Here is a 16,190-nt window from a genome sequence, read left to right as displayed (position 1 = left end):
ACTAGTCTCCGTCCCTGAAATGGCAGGCTCTGCTGGTTATCATACCACGATGCGGCGGCTTCAACCCATTGAAAATATTCAAAATACGAAAGGATTACAACACGCACCTGATAGGAAGTCGCATAGTGCACCATAGCTTGGCTGACTATCTGTCATGCTGCTCGATTTTTCAACACGCAAGCGGTCAGCTTGGTTGAAATGCCACGTGACGAACGTCTGCTTCAGAAGACCCAGTTTATGTGCAGCGCTCGCAACACCAGGCAGATTTCCGCCCAATCAGGACCTTCGGACGGAACGCAGCGAATAGCCGCTTACGGGAGTTGGGTCCAAGTTCGCGAACCACCGGCTTGGGGGCGCAAAGCTGTCATTTATGAGGGGTAACGATTGTCAGTCGAGCCCACTGCAAACTACCGTTCTGAACGGCACCACTTTTAATCCTCTGTCGGCAAATTTCCACGACACTTGAGCTACAAAATGCAGCGACGGTTTCTTTAAAAGCGATCCTGTCGCGGCGAACAACTCATTCCAAATGATCAGTGTCATGTGGACTATTGTTTCGCTGTTGTTTCAAGATGGCCGCGTCGCTTGTTAACCATCCCGGAGCTCTTGTTCCGGATACGTTCTTTTTGCCTTGCCGGATAATCAACTCCGGACTATCCGTTGATTGTCGCAAGAAATTGTATTTCTGCAGCGACTTAACGGCCCCCGCCGATGCTGCAAACATCGAACGAGGGCCTGACCCGGAACCTTCTATCGAAAGGCCTAAGGCTATGTTGACCTTTATCGCTATCTCCCCCGATGGGGAATACCAATCACATTTTTCTCCTGTTGATGCCCGATCGCGGCGATGCTTGACGATGACCGGCGATCTATCGCCGTCACCCGTTTCTTTTTCGCGCAACTGATCGTTTCACATCACAGCGATCACACCCGGTTCTTCGCCGACATCAGCGGTACGACTGCCCGTTCGGGGTAGCCAATGCGGAAATAATTTCCGCATACGGCCGTGTGTCTGCCTCGCTGCCGTGATCGCTCCGACCCAGGAGATTTCAATGACCAAACTCAAGACAACCACTGCACCCGTGTATGCGCATTCCGCCAATTCTCTAGAACTGAAGCAGCAGTTCGATGCGTTCATCAACGAACTCGTCGATCCCTCGCTGTCGGTAGACGCCATTGCGCAAGCACTATCTGGCGGTATTGATGCCCTTGCCGCTGCGCTTCGGCCACTGCCTGCAATTGAAGGCAGGCTCATCGAACTCGGCATCGCTGCAGTTGCTAGGTGCAATACGGACCTGAAGGTCCTCACGCAGAACCTGCGGTTACCAGTCTCGCCAACTGCGCTGCAAATCGTCGAGATGAATCACGCCGAGAATTTCAGGGCGTTAACGTTCGATTCCGACATGGGCGGCCGCAAGACATATACGCCGGACTTTGTCATTCTCAATCAACGCACGAATACGGCGCACGTTGTCGATGCGAAACGCAGTGTCTACACTTATGACCGCGTTCGGCTTGTTGATCTACAGAACCGCATGAAAGCGGCGGGTCTTTCGTTGCCAGACTTCCTCTACAAGGAACATCAACGCCTGAACGTCAAGGAAGTCAGGATCGTTATCCTGACTGCTGACAGTCGGAAGACGGACCTGAACGGCGGTATCTGGCATCTCTCGCAGCTGGACCACCTGGTTCAAGTTGAAGGTGCGGGCGCAGCGATCGCATCTTTGCAGGCAGAGTTTCGCTCTCGTGTTGACGAACACTGGAAACAGGCTTGCGAGGCTTTCGCCCAGGCCTGTCATTCGCAGATAGCACCCCCGGGTAAGTCCGAGGGCACGTTCTATGAGGTGGAGACTGATGACGAGCAAAATCAGTCTTCTGACGACGCCGACGTTACGGACGCCAGCGGCAATGCGCAGCTGATCAAACTGGGCTTTGCTCAAGCGCCTACCCGTCACTGACGGACGCCTGCCTCCACTCACTCATTAACTTTTTTGTTCACGACACCCGCCGATCTCAGTGATCCGGCGCAGGAGAAATCTGTCATGCGTAAATCCGATCCCACGACCAAAAGCAATGTCATCGCCTTTCCAAGGCAACAGCGGAAGCATCCTTCCGCTACCTCGGTCCCGCCTCAAGAACCTCTCACACGCACGCCCAAGCGGCGGCAGAGCAAATCCGCACCGGAGCTCCGACCTCCTCTTCATCCAAGCACGGAAAATGACATGCTTCACCGACATCGCCGGCGAATTGAAATCTTGACGAATAAGGGTAATCCGACGCCTGAACTGATCGACGAGCTGGCTCCAGGGCTTGTCCGCAACATCCTTCGTCGTGCTGGAAAAGGCGATACCGGCAAGACCGAACTGCCCAAACATCTGAAGCGGCGGCTTGATCTGATGTGTCAGTTCAAGCATCCCGCAGCGCTCATCCTGAAAGACTGGCTCGATGGAAACCGCAGGTTCCTGCCAGCGAACATCCAGACAGTTGCAGACTACTCCACATGTGCCAGGGAGGAAAACTGATGAGCAAGATCAGCAAACGCGTCTCCAAATATCTCATTGCTCGCCTGAAGCGCGCCGCTCGGCTTGAAGCCTTCGGCCGTGCCATGGACGCTGGCATTCTCGAAAGTCAGTCGCTAGGTGACACCGAGCGCGGGGGGGTGGTCTGGAACCTTGTGGCCGAAAAGGCAGCGCTGTTTTCCGGTGATGTCGATCAGGACCGAAAATTGATCCAGTCACTTCTGAAAACATCTTTGCAAAACAGGAAGCAGATCGAGAGACGGATCGAATCTGGCGAGTTCGATGCATTCAATCTGGATGAAGAAGATGGCGCTGACGAAACTGTCGACGCATCCAACACCTCCACTGGAAATGCTGGAGGACATTCCGACACGCTGCCTCAAGTTGACGGTGAAAGTGTGCTATCCTCAAATCTGACGTCCAAAGCAAACGGGCCGATGACTGGAGAAGGTACGGCGACAAATTTGCCTTTCCAGAACATGGCAGCACTTCGGGATCATGTCCTGTCGATTGTGGCGGGCTTTGCGTCTGCGTTGAAGGTTCCAGAAGTCTCTGCGGCGCTGCTGCTCGCACGGGCAATTGAGCAGGATGAGCATGCAGTCGATCGACTGCTCTCGATCATGAAACCGAAGAAATCCATTGTTGCTGTCCAGGTCCCAGTCAGGGACTTCGAACGACACTTCGGCTATCTGCTCGAAGATGGTTTGGCGTTGCCGTTTCATGTGTCGCTTGAACCGATCGCTGAAGGCCCAACGTTGACCGGGCGCTACAAAGCGCTCGCTGACGCAACGCCGCGGAAATCCTTCAGCTGTTTCGGGAGCGCTTCGTTAAAGCGGTACGAAGATGATGACGAACTTCGCACAATCGTCTCGAAGAGGGTTCTCACGACATTCAAACCGCTCATCATTTGCGACGAGCGTGATCGCCCCCTACCGGCTCGGCTTGTCGCTGTCGCGGACATGGTGATCACGGGAGTCGGAATTGATGCCAGTCTCATCGCTGACGTTCTTTCGATCTGCCACCAAATCCCTATCAGCCGCTCATGGTTTCTGATGAAGGAACTCGACTTCGAGCCAGGCCATCTCGGCATTGATGATCTCGCGATCGCAATCCGCCCTGGACGATCTCTGACCAAAATCATGGCAATCTTGACGACGCTTGAAGCCGAAAACCGCGCAGTTGCCGAAGCCAAGGAGGACGAAGACAAAGAAGGCCGATTGGGCTCTCTGATGAAACGGTCGGAAACAAAGAAGCGCGAGAAATATTCGGGCTGCTTCGACATCATCGAGCCAGTCAAGGAACTGGCCGCGCCAGAACCAGGCAAAGGGCAGACGGCGAAACAATCTGCCAAACCGTCCGCGGGAAAGGATCACTTGTTCGTTGAACGGCTCGCCGGATATGGCAATGCCCAGCAGTGGGCGCTTGACCTCAAGGCTGACCTTGACGAGTACAGGAACGGTGGAGCGGAGTGGTCTGACCTCAGCTCCCGGTTGCTGCTTTCCGGGCCGCCCGGCACGGGCAAGACGACATTCGCCAAGGCTCTCTGCAACACACTGGGCGTGACGATGATCGCAACATCCGTGGCAAGATGGTTGGAAGCGTCGAATCTTGGTGATGTGCTGGCAGCGATGAACGCCACTTTCGAACATGCCACTCACAACTCTCCTTGCATCCTGTTTATCGATGAAGTGGACAACATTGGAAACCGGGGAAGCAGCGACCGGCCTTACGATGATTACTGGTCCAGCCTCGTCAACCGTGTGCTCGAATTGCTTGATGGTGCCTCGAAAACCGAGGGGGTCATTGTCATTGGCGCGACCAACAGGCCCGACAAGATCGACCCTGCACTTTTGCGCTCAGGTCGCCTTGAGAAGCATATTGTCATCCCGCAGCCAGATACGGCTGCGCTGGTAACAATCATCGCGCATCATCTTGGGTCTGATCTCGATGCGGTCTTGAACAGCCGTGAGGTCGGCAGGTCCGTTGGTCTCACCAGTTCGGCTGGGACTTTGAATGAACACAGCAACACCACCATTTCCGGCAAGGGCAGTGATCAATCCAGCGAAACCAAACAAGGGGTGCTCATCAATGGATAACGCTCATCTCTCCGCTGCAGTGCCTGATTTGAACTCAGCACTCTTGCCTTTGGCGTTGGCTGCCGCTGGTAGCACAGGTGCAGACGTCGAGCGTCTGGTCCGCGAAGTACGCCAGAAAGCCCGTCGAGAAAAGCGGCAGCTCACTTACAGCGACATCCATGCAGCGCTCACCGCAGGCCAGACGGCAATGCCACCGGAACTGATCTGGCGCATTGCTGTTCACGAAGCTGGCCATGCGCTGGCGTGGACTGCATTTGACATCGCAACAGTTTTCACCGTGACCGTTGGAAATGGGTCCGGAGGCTTTGTCGAATGCGAAATGCGACAGGGTGTTGTCCAAACTCAAACCTGGCTCAATCAGATGATTGCTTGCGCACTTGCCGGACAAGCAGCGGAAAAGCTCATCTTTGGCGAAGCTGGTGTTGGCGCTGGTGGAAGCGAAAGGTCTGATCTTGCGCGAGCGACAAGGTTTGCGACTGACGCTGAAACGAACGTAGGTTTCGGCAGGGCTCAGCCGTTGCTCTATCGATCATTGGAAGAACAGCCATCAATGCTCTCACTTGATCGGCAGCTTGCGCAGCATGTTCATGACCGGCTTGAAGCTTCAGAGAGGATGGCTCTCGAACTGCTATCTCGGCGTCACGATGCATTGTTAGCACTGGCAACCCGCCTTGCAGAAGCAAAGACCCTTGATGGCGGCGAAGTGAGAGCACTGCTTGCTCAGGAAATGAATGCCACCGCAACGGGCTCCAAAAAAGCGGCGCCTTGAAACTGCGATTCAGAATTCGGCTTCCGCGTTACCAAACTCGGCGCCCGCGATTCCAAAGCAGGCCTTCGCGATTCTGAATGCTGAAACGGCGAGTCCGACCCAGGATTCGACGTTTCGGAAATCAGTCCCCGCGTTGCCAGATTCAGCCTTGGTGATTCCGACTTCAGCGCAGCCGTTTCCAACCCAGGAAACTGCGATTCACGTCAGACGATCAGCGGCCTTCACGATCATGATTTGCGTGAAGGCGTGAATCAGCTAACCCAGAGGCAGGGCGGGCCCTCGTTCAGGAAGGCTCATGATGACAAAAAGGCACAAGCGGAAACCCGAACTGACGTCTGCACAGATCGATGACCTCGTCGCCTGGACGACAGACTTGCATAAAGACCTTGTCCCGCTGCTTTGCGAACTGAAGCCCCAGTCCGAACACTACAATGCAGTCGTTGACCTGAGCGATGCTCTGGCACGGACAATCCGTAAGGTCTCGGGCGATGAACCCAAATGGATGCAGCCCCGCATCAGCCGTTGACGCCAACGGTAATTCAGGCCCGTGGATTCTGGCAACGGCAAGTGGCGGCGGCAGGGAAACCAGCAAACAACGCGTCGCAATTTGATATCCATCGAAGCAACGTGCAGGGGATCCGATTCAAATCATCGCGACGTCAGTTCAATCTGCAATGACGTGCGGGTAACTCGAAACAAGTCATCTCAATTTATCCTGCCGCGATTCTGGATTTGGTCTTGCCGATTCGAAACCAGGAAACCGCGATTCCTCTTCGCACGTCGTTTGTGGCACTGGGATTGGAGACCTCGAAACCATACCCGCGGACCACCCCCATTCCCGATTGTCAACATTGGGAGGCAAACGGCGTTTGTTCCTTGCATCGCCGGCCGTCAGACTGAGGCTCTGTAATGATGAACAAGGAGATCAGGATGACAAAGAAATCAAAGCGAGAAATAAATGCCGAGCAACGAGCGCGGCAGCAGAGAGTGAGAGACGAGGCCCGCGATCGGCGTCGCCCTTCGCGGGATGATCTAGCCCGGATGCTGCTTTGGAAAATGATTATGAGCACCGAGAAGCATCAGCTGGGCCGACGCCAGGCGTTGGATCGGCTCCGTGACGAGATCGTCGATGGACTTAAGCTTCAAGGTTTTGAAGTCCGCGAAAGCGAAGAGGTCTTCGAAGAGCTTGCTGCACGTTACGCAGATGGTCTTTTTCCTTTCCGTCCGAAGCGGCATCTCAAGCCTGCATGATTGGGCGGTTCTTTGGCGGCTCTATTCAAACGCTGTTTGATCCATTTTATCTCGCTTCCCCCCATTACTACCTATAACGCCGTTTGCAGCGGAATCGAAAATACTGACTGACGAAGTTGTCGACATCTCCGATCTATTCGTGATCTCTCAAGGTTTTTTTTGTGGAACTAGCCCATTCCAATCCTTTTCGCTGCTTTTCAACCAAGTTTCAATACTTCTTGAAACCGCGTCCAATTGAAATCTCAAATCGCACTCCCAAACTACAGCGACTCTCCAACCCGCATTCACCAGCTCTTCTATGTTTCTATGATCTCTAGCCACGTTGCCACGAAATTTATTCTGCCAGAACTCTTTGCGCGTCGAGGGGATGGTCGAGAAGCGGCACCCCTCATGACGATGCCAGAAACAGCCGTGCACAAAAATGATCGCACCGAACTTTGGGAAAACAAGATCAGGTTTTCCCGGGAGTTTTTTTTCGTGCAAGCGATAACGGAACCCGCGAATATGCAGTGCTCGCCTCAACTGCATTTCCGGTTTGGTGTTTTGTCCCCGAATTCCGCTCATCATGCGGGAACGAGTTTGTTTGTCCACGATATCGGTCACGGGCGTCCTGGTTTTGGTTGAAGAAACTAGTATACACGGGGTTGTCTGGTTTTCAGGAGGGCGGTTTGGCTGCGACTTTCGGTATTTGCGACCTGTTTGCCGGTCCCGGTGGACTTGGCGAGGGCTTCGCTTCTCTCATGGATGACGGGCACAAGCCTTTCCGAATCGGCATCTCGGTTGAGAAGGAGGCGTCCGCCCATCGTACCCTGAGGCTACGTGCGTTCCTTCGCAACTATCAAATGAGGCACGGCAGGCTGCCCAGCGAATATATCAATTTTCATGCCGGTTTGATTTCTGAACCGGACTGGTCCGTGGTCGATTCTGCGGCATGGCACCTAGCCAACGAAGATGCCCGTGCACTCGAACTCGGCACTCAAGCAACATCAGTGGCCATCGACGAAGCCATCGAGAAGCTGCAGGGCACCTACGACGACACAATACTAATCGGAGGACCGCCCTGTCAGGCGTATTCCCTTGTGGGACGAGCTCGCTCAAGGGGCAAACTTGGCTATGTTCCGGAGGACGATGAGCGGCACTACCTATTTCGAGAGTACATTCGAGTGCTCGACAAGCTTCGACCGGCGGCCTTTGTGATGGAGAACGTGAAGGGAATTCTATCTTCGACAGTCGAAAGCCGCCTTGTCTTTGAGATGCTGATGGAGGATCTGGCATCGCTCGGCACAGGCCAAGCCCATCACTATGAACTGCGTGCGGTCAGGATCGAGGATGGTGAGGCTTGCCTGCGGGAGGCGCAGCAGCCTTCGGATTTTATCGTGCGTTCAGAGCAATTTGGAGTTCCTCAACGACGGCACAGGGTAATCATCGTTGGTATCAGATCCGATTGCACGGCTCGTCTATCACAGGCTCGAATAGATGTATCTGGATCGACACGCTCGGTGGTCGATGCGATAGGCAACCTGCCATCGTTGCGAAGCGGCTTGAGCCGAGGACGCGACAGGGCAGACGATTGGGAGAAGACCGTCGTTGATTCAGCACGAACGCTTGCCCTCATTTGCAGAGACAGCGAGCACCCAGCTCTCGAAAGAGTCTTCTCCGCATTGGTTCGGAATTTGGAAACAGGCCCATTGCGTAAGCGTATTTCCACTGCACTCCCAGACAATTACGGCACTACTGATGATGACTTGATGTGCTGGCTGGAGCGGCCGGAGCTGCGCGCCTTAGCCCAGCATGAAACGCGTGGGCATATGGCATCCGACCTTGGACGCTATATGTTTGCCGCGGTGTTCGGCGAGCTCCATGGCTACAGTCCCAAGGCCGCAGATTTTCCACTTGCTCTGAGTCCCGATCACCGCAACTGGCATAGTGGCGTCTTCAATGACCGCTTTCGCGTACAGCTGGCCAAGCAGGCTTCTACTACGATAACGAGCCACATCTCCAAGGATGGGCATTACTTCATTCATCCTGATCCCATGCAGTGTCGCAGCTTGACAGTGCGCGAGGCAGCTAGGCTGCAAACTTTCCCTGATGACTATCTGTTTCTCGGGAACCGGACACAGCAATACGTTCAGGTCGGCAATGCTGTGCCACCTTTCCTTGCAAGGCAGATTGCGAAATTGATTTTGAACGCTTTGGATTGGGACGAATGAATCTCTCAATCAGCCTCAGTGTTCAGTGCTGATCGGAAGCCTTCTTTAGTCAATTTGCCCAAAGCCGCCATCGCGATTGCACATTGCTTGTCTGACGGAATTTTTCGGGGCATTGCGGCACAGGTCTCGATCACGCCCAACTCGGTTGGCCCCAGAATGCCGTGTTCCCGAGCCCAGTTGCGTGCCTCTTTCCAGAATTCCGCACCGAGGTTGAATACCTCAATCTGTGCCTCAACGCTCGTTTCTACAGCCTTGTCCGCTTTGGCCTCCCTTATGCTCTCGTTAGCCAGATCAAGTGGGATCAGTACATTGTCGAGGCCATCCGGATAATCGATTTTTGCCTCGCTGAGCCGCTTCCAGCAAGCCTGTTTCTTGGCCCACTCGCTGTAATTCCGGATGCCCTCGGGTGGATGGGTAATCACTTTTTGTGCCTCACGACCCGCCGCCAACAGGCAAGACCTGAGGTCCATCGAGATTTCCTGTCTGCGCCAGATCGTGTCGAGATCGACAACCTTGTCCTGCAGTTCTGCGTCATAGACGAGTTTTGCAATTGCATAGGTGACGATGTTTGCTCGATAGCCGCCTTCATACCAATCCGCATCGGAAACCAATTTTTCTGTGCGCTTGAAGACAATCGCCTTGGCGATCATTCGCCGGTACCAGACGTCACTGAAAGCCGACCCATCCTTGCCCCACCGCTTTTCCATGCCCTTGGCGAATTCGGCAAAGTTCTTCTGCGCGCCGAGGCTAACAAGATGCGGCGTTCCCGACCAGGTATTCTCAAATTTTGCAAGGTCCGTTTTTGTCAGGAACTGTGACCTCGGATAGTCGGAATCGAATTTCTTGCGTTCCGCTAGCGTCCGACGACCACGCTCATCGGCAAATTGCCCACGCGCCCTTTCATAGAACCATTTGGTCTCACGGTATCCGTCCCCACTGGCCGGTGCAAGGATACGGCGGGATAGCTCCTCCACGCGAATGTGGAACGGATGGTTGGCGAAGAAGTCCGCTGCGTTCACTTTGTTCTGGCTGTTCGCGAATTCCGATATCTTGGGAACGATTGCTTCGGATCTTTCCCTGGGAACGATCGTGAGTTTCATCTGGACATAGACCTGGGCCAATTGTTCCGGAAGGGTTTTTCTTGCAGCGTGAAGCGAGGCTGTTGTCTGGCCGCCATTCACGATCTGCAAATTGTCTGCACGAACGAGCTCAAGTCCCCGATCTGTATTCTCGATCTCTATTTCCTCTGCTGTCGCACTGAGCCCATTGTTGTAGGAGAAGAACATGTTGGGCTCGTCGCGTATGGTATCGCGTATACCTCTGTTCACCTTTCCACGCGCCTGAAGAAAACTCCGGACGTTGGCTTCCAGCAGCCTGGGGCCCCATTTGTCGTAAATAGCAGCCAATTGTTGTCCGGGTATAATCGCCAGATAGCTTTCCAGCGATGCGGCGCTATTGGAGGCTCTCAGAAGAGGAATACCGCCACCAAAATCCTTGTCAAAGTCTATTTGAAGGTTCGCCCGAGCCTGTCCCTGTTCAAGGAACTGCCTCAGCCGTTTCAGATCCCAGACGCTGAGGGTAACAGGTACACCCTCGTGTTCGGTTACGTTTGCTGCATCAGCGCGAGCCCGGAAGTCTCCATTGGTGACGATGATCAGCTTGACCTTCTCGACAGCCTTCCAAGTTGTCGCAATCAGGTCGGCCACACCGAATCCGGAGCTGGTTTCCTCCAACTGTTCACGGAAATCACGCTTCAGGCTGGCTACCAGGAATCGATAGAGTTTCTGCAGGAGCCTTTGCACGTGATCCTTATTCAGGACTCTCACCTCATCCGACAAGGCGAAATCACACAGGATCAAGCTGAGAATTCCATCAGAATCCCTCGGGTCGCCTCCATAGCCATCAATCTGAAGACCTCCGCGACTGTAAGTCCCTTCGAAATAGGCTCGATTGGCTTCGTCAATTTCACCCGCTTCAGTCAGCAGGTCGCCAACCTTCTCGAAGAAAGCTTCAACCGTGACCAAGCCAAGAACATCGGCATCGCCTTGAATATCCGCGATCAGCTCGCGGTGAAATTCTTCCAGATCGCTCATGGTTCCAGACCCGTTCGAATGACATCAATCAACTTTTCATGCATTGCAAAGGGGGCGCAGGCGTCGAGTGAAAGCGAATATCGGACTTCGTCCACACCACTGGGCAAGGGGGTGGATATGCGCGGGAAGCCGGATATGACTTCATAGTCGGCAGAAGTGCCAAGTTGCCAGCGTCGTTCATCATAGTCATTCTCGGGATCGTATCCTGTCGAATAGATGGCTTCCTCCCATTTCTCGAAGGCTTCATCCGCCATTTCGAATAGTTGCTCGGTTTGCCTGACATGGTCGTGCAGGCTGAGCCCTTCGGGAAGGACTACAGATGCCACGTTGGTCACACGCAGAAGCAGCCTGCTGCCGGGGACATCGGACAACTGATCAGCGGAGGATATGGAAATGTTGGGTTTCGCAGCTGCACGACGCGTTTTCACTTCAATGCAGGTGCCTATGAATTCAAAGTCTTTCGCCGATCCGGTTGGCCCTTTCCATGCATCTATCGATGTCTCTGAACCGAGATCTGCCACGAGTTCGCGCAACACGGAAAGTTCGCCCACGAGACCACGTTGCTCTTCCACACTGAGGCCGCCAGTCCTTCCGCTTCGCAATAGGTGGTGCCATCTTCGAGTACGTTGAATGGTCCGAACCAGCGCATCATCTGTATTTTCTGCTGCTTCGCCCGCACCTACGACGTCGAGGCACAGTGTCTCGAATATCTCGACCTGTGATCTTTCCTTCAGGCTGAGCACGAAGGCCGAACCGGAGCCCAGTTGACGGAAAGTCGCTGTCAGATTCCTGAGCTTGGGGAGCTTCGGCAAGGGATCGGGCATTGCTGGAAGTTTGAGCATCAAACCCAAGGTGCCGGCATCCACCAATACCCAGAAGAAATCGAACCGACCAGCGCTGTCCACCCGTCGAGCATCGCCGACTTCAAGCTTTTGCCATGGATCAAGAGGCTTCAAGGGCTGCCTCCTGGTCATCATCTTCGTCTTCTTCTCCAAATAGTTCCTGATATCGAACCGTATTGACTACATACTCCACTCGCTCAGCTGGACGCGAAGAGACAGGCAGGCTGATTCCCCATGCCACCACTGGTTCGACGGGTATCAAGTCAACACCTTCTGCATCTTCCTTTCCGTCAGGTGCCTTGGCCTTGACAAAATGCAGTATGAAAAGGCCACGCTCTCTCTCTCGCCGATATATCGAGTCGGGATAGTTCAAGCGTTCGGTTTCGGCTTTTCCATTTTTCTCTCGATAAAGCGCTTCCGCATCTTTGGCCTTTACCGGATCGACGCCGGCCTTTTCGATGCCCCGCGACCCTATGCGCATGCGCTTGCCACTGAATGACATGAATTTATGCTTCAGATCGTGAAGGTCTACATAGCGGGTTGTGGGAATTATGGCCTTGCCAAGCGTCATGTCTGGTTCATCATTGGTTTTGGTGAGACTCGGAATGAGCACGTCCCAAGTGCGCAATTCGTCGGCTCTTCGAGCACGGATATAACTGCGTATAGGTCCCGGATCTGTGGTGACGCTCTGTTCCGCGTTGCGCCAGCCAGCTAGGAATTCATCAACGAACTCAACCGGCACCTCTGGCACCAAGGTGCCCCAAGGCGTCGGCTTTTCCCCATATCCGGAGCCATTTAGCTTCGAAACAAATGACTTAGCGATTTCCACATTTGCAGACAGATCATTTGATTTCGTGCTGACCTTGGATGTTTCCACGAATTTGTTGGATAGACCAACAAGTGTGGTGACCTTTTTGCCAGACCCCATCTTGTTTCTCGCAGTTACAAGCAAAGACGCAGGATGGCTCCTCACCGCAAGGCCGAACATCCGTGGTGTCGCCTTCGCTTTCTCCATTGTTCTGAGCTCTTCGTGCAGCTCCTCAGACGCATTTGCGATAAACGCATACCAGCCAATCGCCTCGGCGGGCATCCAGATGCGACACAGGTCTTCGTAACCACCCCGATATCCAAACCAGCGCCCCATCTGCATTAGCGTATCGTACATCATTGTGTTGCGCAGAAACCAGGTGACGGTCAGCCCCTCAAGCGTAAGACCACGTGAAAGAGAGAAGCCTCCGACAGCAACGACGGTCTGTCCACGCTCCCCAGAGTTCGAGTAGTCCAGATCATTGGCACGGCTGTTCACCTCAACGACCTTTGTCGATGCGATCGCGTCCAGTAGTTCCGCCTGTATTTCGGGCCAATCAAATTCAGCATCAGAATACTCTTCAAACCAGGTCGCCTGGAGAGCTGCTATTTCAGGGTCGCGCAGAGCGGCAGAGCCTTTACTTCCGTTGATCCGAACAGCGTTCTGGATACGCTCAATAATTTCATGTAGGCGGTTTCGGATCTTTCCCTGTACTGCGGTGAAACGACTCGCATTAACCAGCATCGAACAGTGTGCGGATACTTGGCCGCGAAGATTTCTGACCGTGCGCGCCAAGAGAAAAACCTGAAGAGCCTTGATCAGCGAAGCCGGCAGGGTATCAAGCTCATGGTGGATCTGGTGTTTAATTGGCAGAATGTCTTCGTTGTCGGTAATGTACCTTAGCCAGACAGGTTGACCTTCGTCTGGTAATCCATCAACAAAAACCTTGCCGGGTCCGAAATAGTTGCTGGGTGCGTCGAGCCCAATAATGAAGTCTCGTGGGAATAGGTCCTCGTTGAACATCTCATCATCCTGATCAGGATCGATGAAAATATTGGCGAACGGAGTCGCCGTGTAGCCAACATAACAACTCCGGTGAAACATGTTCAACAGATCGCGGATTTGCCCGTTGATTGTAGTGATGAGTTTTTTGCCGTACTTCGTGTTGATTGATGCGTTGTCCGCTTCATCATCGATCAGGAGCATCGGCTGATCGATCATCTCCCGATCACCGCGTGCACTGTTGTCCCGCAACCAGTCGAGCAAATTCGCGAGTGTGCGGTGGTTCTTCTTGATTACCAGAACGACTGGTACCTTGTAGGATTCTATCTCGCTCGTATTCGTCGAGGCCGTCGCTCTGTTGAAGTCACGTAGCGTGTTTGTGAGGCTAACCGGTGTCTTGTTGGGGTCGAAGTGTCCGACGCCAATGGTGTGCTTCGCACCACCTTTCTTTTTCTCTAGTGCCTTGCCGGTATCGCGCCCGATAAACCCTTCATCGATCCGAGCCTGAGTCTGGTTTCTGAGATTGTTGTGAATTCCGGCGATTACAATGATCAGCCTGTAGCCGGCATCGGCCGCCTTGCAGATCAGGCCTGTGTAGTTCGCGGTTTTCCCGCTCTGCACATGTCCTACCACCATGCCCCGCCGATCCCAAGGCACATGCTTTTCCGGATTGCCGAGGCGGCTCAGTATCTTGTCTGTCACCTTGTCCGTTGCGATCACCACATCCTTCGGCAACCCGTTCTGCAAGAGCAGTTTCCGGTATCTGTTCCAGTAGAACGGATCAATCGAAGGCTTTGCATCATCCAGCCAAGGCTCGAAATCGTCGCTGTCGACGATTGCTCCGAGACCAGCCTTAATTCCCTGTTTGACCTCGATTTCCCGAGCCAATCTCTCCAAGTCATCTCCAGAGAGATCGGGTGCAATTGCTGCAGCAAGCCCCTTGATCAGCGAACGAAGCTCATCTTCTGTTTTGCGCGGCTGGTCATAAAGCGCTGAATCTACAACGTTTGTAAGGGTATTATAGGTGTCGCTCACTCTTTCAATTCTCCAATGAAGTTCTTCAGCAGGGGCACAACTGCATCCCAATTCGCTCTCAAGAATGGGTGGCTCTGCAATGTGTCGGGCAAATCGGCTGGCTTCATTCCGCTGGAAAGCAATGTTCTTCCAATTTCGAGAACCATGATCTCCAACTCATCTGATAACGCTACATCGGCGTGAACAGCTTCGGCATTGCCGGTAAGCTCTGCATGTAGGGTATCAATTGGCAAGGCTGATCCAAGAAGCCTTAGGCACCTGTCGAACCCGTCTCGAAATTCTTCCGGGAGTTCATTTGCAAAGCTGCGAAATACCGGGTGTTCGAGATTTGGTCGAAATACTATGTTTCCCTCACGTTGGACCCGGTTCCAGACCGGAAAGCGTGTCGCATCGACCAGTTTTTGGCCGCGCTTTTTGTAGGTGCGCTTTGAAGTACCAAGAAACCGCTCCACGACTTTCTTGAGCCTCTCGCGGACAACTGCCGGCAACTGAGCTGACGCCTTCTTGACATCTATCTTCCAATCAGCGTCCATGGTGTTCGGAATGTCGATCGCGATGCGGCAAAGTTTTGTCAGTTCTGTCTGCCTTGCCAGACCAAGCCACCCTCCCGAGATAATCAGGCGGTTCTCTCGATAGACATACAATCCTTGGGTCTTCAAATGCCCTTCTGGTCCGCCAATCTCTTCCCACCTTTCCCGGGGCATCCTGGAATGATGAGGAAGGGTGTGGCACCGAATTCGGACATCCCCCTGCTCTAGCCTCATGATTTCTTCCGGATCCTTCTGGCAAGCAGGATTGTCGGAGGCCAGTGGATCGATTGGTTTAAGTACGCGTCCGTTGAGCAAGATTTTCAAGCGCGGCCTTTTGCCTTCAATAAAGCGGTGGAATACAAGCCGAAGGTAACGCTCTGCTCCGGCCAGTTCTCCGTTCATGTGTGCTGCGCGTTTATCCCAGTTGCGGTCATATCCACCGTCCAGCCGATCCAATTTTTCCCAAATGACGACAGTTCCAGTAACCGGAAGCAATTCATGCCCCGTGATATCCTGTGGCGAGTCAATCAATTCGAGATTCCAGTTATTGCGTTTGGATACCCCATCAAGGTCCCAACGGGCGCATGAGATTATTCCGTCGCGGCGGGTCAGAACCGTCAGCTGGCGGCATTGTGAGAAGCTCGCACTCTTGAGCCCCAAACCGAAACGCCCAAGATCATCAATGGCCCGAACATCAGTGGGATTTTTCGAACCGAGGCGCATTGCCTCAACCAGTTCGGGTTCGGACATTCCGCGACCGTTGTCCGCCAACGCGATCCAAGGGTATTCAGTTGCGGTATCCGCCTCCAGAGCAACTTCTGTTGCTCCGGCAGAAATGGAGTTGTCTATGATATCAGCAAGCGCGGTTTCGAGACTGTACCCGAAATCTCGATGCCCCTCGATGAGTGAAGCGGCAAAGGGTGCCGCGTCGATTTCCCGAATTTTCATTTTCTCGCTTGCGATTCCATCCATTCAACCTATTGGTGCCGATATGGACAGACAACGCAAGAACGGAAACGGGTGCAGGGTAAAAAT

Annotated in this window: 13 protein-coding genes; 7 read left to right on the top strand and 6 right to left on the bottom strand. The window is 53.7% G+C overall.

The features are described 5' to 3' along the window. Positions 1 to 520: 520 nt before the first annotated feature. On the bottom strand, positions 521 to 901 hold the full coding sequence (locus O4H62_RS18075; RefSeq protein WP_269389969.1) for a hypothetical protein: 381 nt from the start codon (positions 899 to 901) through the stop codon (positions 521 to 523). Between the two features lie 151 nt (positions 902 to 1,052). Between O4H62_RS18075 and O4H62_RS18070 the strand changes: the two genes are divergently transcribed. From O4H62_RS18070 to O4H62_RS18045, 6 genes are all read left to right on the top strand, one after another. Continuing rightward, entirely contained in the window at positions 1,053 to 1,958 is a 906-nt protein-coding gene (locus tag O4H62_RS18070) for a hypothetical protein (protein WP_269389967.1), read from the top strand. An 84-nt stretch (positions 1,959 to 2,042) separates the two neighbouring features. Continuing rightward, positions 2,043 to 2,522 (top strand): hypothetical protein, encoded by a 480-nt coding sequence (locus tag O4H62_RS18065; RefSeq protein WP_269389965.1) that lies wholly within the window; start codon positions 2,043 to 2,045, stop codon positions 2,520 to 2,522. Then, positions 2,522 to 4,615 (top strand): ATP-binding protein, encoded by a 2,094-nt coding sequence (locus tag O4H62_RS18060; protein WP_269389963.1) that lies wholly within the window; start codon positions 2,522 to 2,524, stop codon positions 4,613 to 4,615. Before O4H62_RS18065 ends, O4H62_RS18060 begins: the two co-directional genes overlap by 1 nt. Beyond that, positions 4,533 to 5,384, top strand: a complete 852-nt coding sequence (locus tag O4H62_RS18055; protein ID WP_269389962.1) for an ATP-dependent Zn protease — start codon at positions 4,533 to 4,535, stop codon at positions 5,382 to 5,384. Before O4H62_RS18060 ends, O4H62_RS18055 begins: the two co-directional genes overlap by 83 nt. Before the next feature lie 295 nt (positions 5,385 to 5,679). Further along, positions 5,680 to 5,910: a hypothetical protein gene (locus O4H62_RS18050; RefSeq protein ID WP_269389961.1), complete on the top strand. Its 231-nt coding sequence runs from the start codon at positions 5,680 to 5,682 to the stop codon at positions 5,908 to 5,910. Between the two features lie 404 nt (positions 5,911 to 6,314). Continuing rightward, positions 6,315 to 6,635 carry a hypothetical protein gene (locus O4H62_RS18045; protein WP_269389959.1) on the top strand — a complete coding sequence of 107 codons (321 nt, stop codon included), beginning with the start codon at positions 6,315 to 6,317 and terminating at the stop codon, positions 6,633 to 6,635. 147 nt (positions 6,636 to 6,782) lie between these two features. On the opposite strand, the gene O4H62_RS18040 is transcribed toward O4H62_RS18045, so the two are convergent. Further along, positions 6,783 to 7,238 carry a very short patch repair endonuclease gene (locus tag O4H62_RS18040; RefSeq protein WP_269389958.1) on the bottom strand — a complete coding sequence of 152 codons (456 nt, stop codon included), beginning with the start codon at positions 7,236 to 7,238 and terminating at the stop codon, positions 6,783 to 6,785. 65 nt (positions 7,239 to 7,303) lie between these two features. Here O4H62_RS18040 and O4H62_RS18035 point away from each other — a divergent pair, with 65 nt between their 5' ends. Continuing rightward, positions 7,304 to 8,845 (top strand): DNA cytosine methyltransferase, encoded by a 1,542-nt coding sequence (locus tag O4H62_RS18035; RefSeq protein WP_269389957.1) that lies wholly within the window; start codon positions 7,304 to 7,306, stop codon positions 8,843 to 8,845. Positions 8,846 to 8,850: 5 nt separating this feature from the next. Here O4H62_RS18035 and O4H62_RS18030 read toward each other — a convergent pair whose 3' ends face one another. The 4 genes from O4H62_RS18030 to O4H62_RS18015 are packed head-to-tail and all read right to left on the bottom strand — an operon-like array spanning position 8,851 to position 16,127. Continuing rightward, positions 8,851 to 10,938: an AIPR family protein gene (locus O4H62_RS18030; protein WP_269389955.1), complete on the bottom strand. Its 2,088-nt coding sequence runs from the start codon at positions 10,936 to 10,938 to the stop codon at positions 8,851 to 8,853. Then, positions 10,935 to 11,894, bottom strand: coding sequence for a PD-(D/E)XK motif protein (locus tag O4H62_RS18025; RefSeq protein ID WP_269389954.1), 960 nt, complete (start codon positions 11,892 to 11,894; stop codon positions 10,935 to 10,937). Before O4H62_RS18025 ends, O4H62_RS18030 begins: the two co-directional genes overlap by 4 nt. Beyond that, entirely contained in the window at positions 11,881 to 14,625 is a 2,745-nt protein-coding gene (locus O4H62_RS18020; RefSeq protein WP_269389952.1) for a Z1 domain-containing protein, read from the bottom strand. Before O4H62_RS18020 ends, O4H62_RS18025 begins: the two co-directional genes overlap by 14 nt. Next, positions 14,622 to 16,127 carry an ATP-binding protein gene (locus tag O4H62_RS18015; RefSeq protein ID WP_269389951.1) on the bottom strand — a complete coding sequence of 502 codons (1,506 nt, stop codon included), beginning with the start codon at positions 16,125 to 16,127 and terminating at the stop codon, positions 14,622 to 14,624. The genes O4H62_RS18020 and O4H62_RS18015 overlap by 4 nt, the downstream gene beginning before the upstream one ends. Positions 16,128 to 16,190 lie beyond the last annotated feature (63 nt).

Origin of the sequence: Parahoeflea alexandrii, assembly GCF_027214025.1 — a bacterium.
Taxonomy (GTDB): domain Bacteria; phylum Pseudomonadota; class Alphaproteobacteria; order Rhizobiales; family Rhizobiaceae; genus Hoeflea; species Hoeflea alexandrii_A.
The sequence above is the reverse complement of the archived record's forward strand: the minus strand, read 5'-3'. Positions and strand labels throughout refer to the sequence as shown.

Excerpts from the sequence above, each read along its gene's own strand:
- O4H62_RS18060 (WP_269389963.1), top strand. The coding sequence starts at position 2,522 with ATGAGCAAGATCAGCAAACGCGTCTCCAAATATCTCATTGCTCGCCTG.
- O4H62_RS18015 (WP_269389951.1), bottom strand. The coding sequence starts at position 16,127 with ATGGATGGAATCGCAAGCGAGAAAATGAAAATTCGGGAAATCGACGCG.
- O4H62_RS18045 (WP_269389959.1), top strand. The coding sequence starts at position 6,315 with ATGACAAAGAAATCAAAGCGAGAAATAAATGCCGAGCAACGAGCGCGG.
- O4H62_RS18055 (WP_269389962.1), top strand. The coding sequence starts at position 4,533 with ATGAACACAGCAACACCACCATTTCCGGCAAGGGCAGTGATCAATCCA.
- O4H62_RS18050 (WP_269389961.1), top strand. The coding sequence starts at position 5,680 with ATGATGACAAAAAGGCACAAGCGGAAACCCGAACTGACGTCTGCACAG.
- O4H62_RS18030 (WP_269389955.1), bottom strand. The coding sequence starts at position 10,938 with ATGAGCGATCTGGAAGAATTTCACCGCGAGCTGATCGCGGATATTCAA.
- O4H62_RS18070 (WP_269389967.1), top strand. The coding sequence starts at position 1,053 with ATGACCAAACTCAAGACAACCACTGCACCCGTGTATGCGCATTCCGCC.
- O4H62_RS18065 (WP_269389965.1), top strand. The coding sequence starts at position 2,043 with ATGCGTAAATCCGATCCCACGACCAAAAGCAATGTCATCGCCTTTCCA.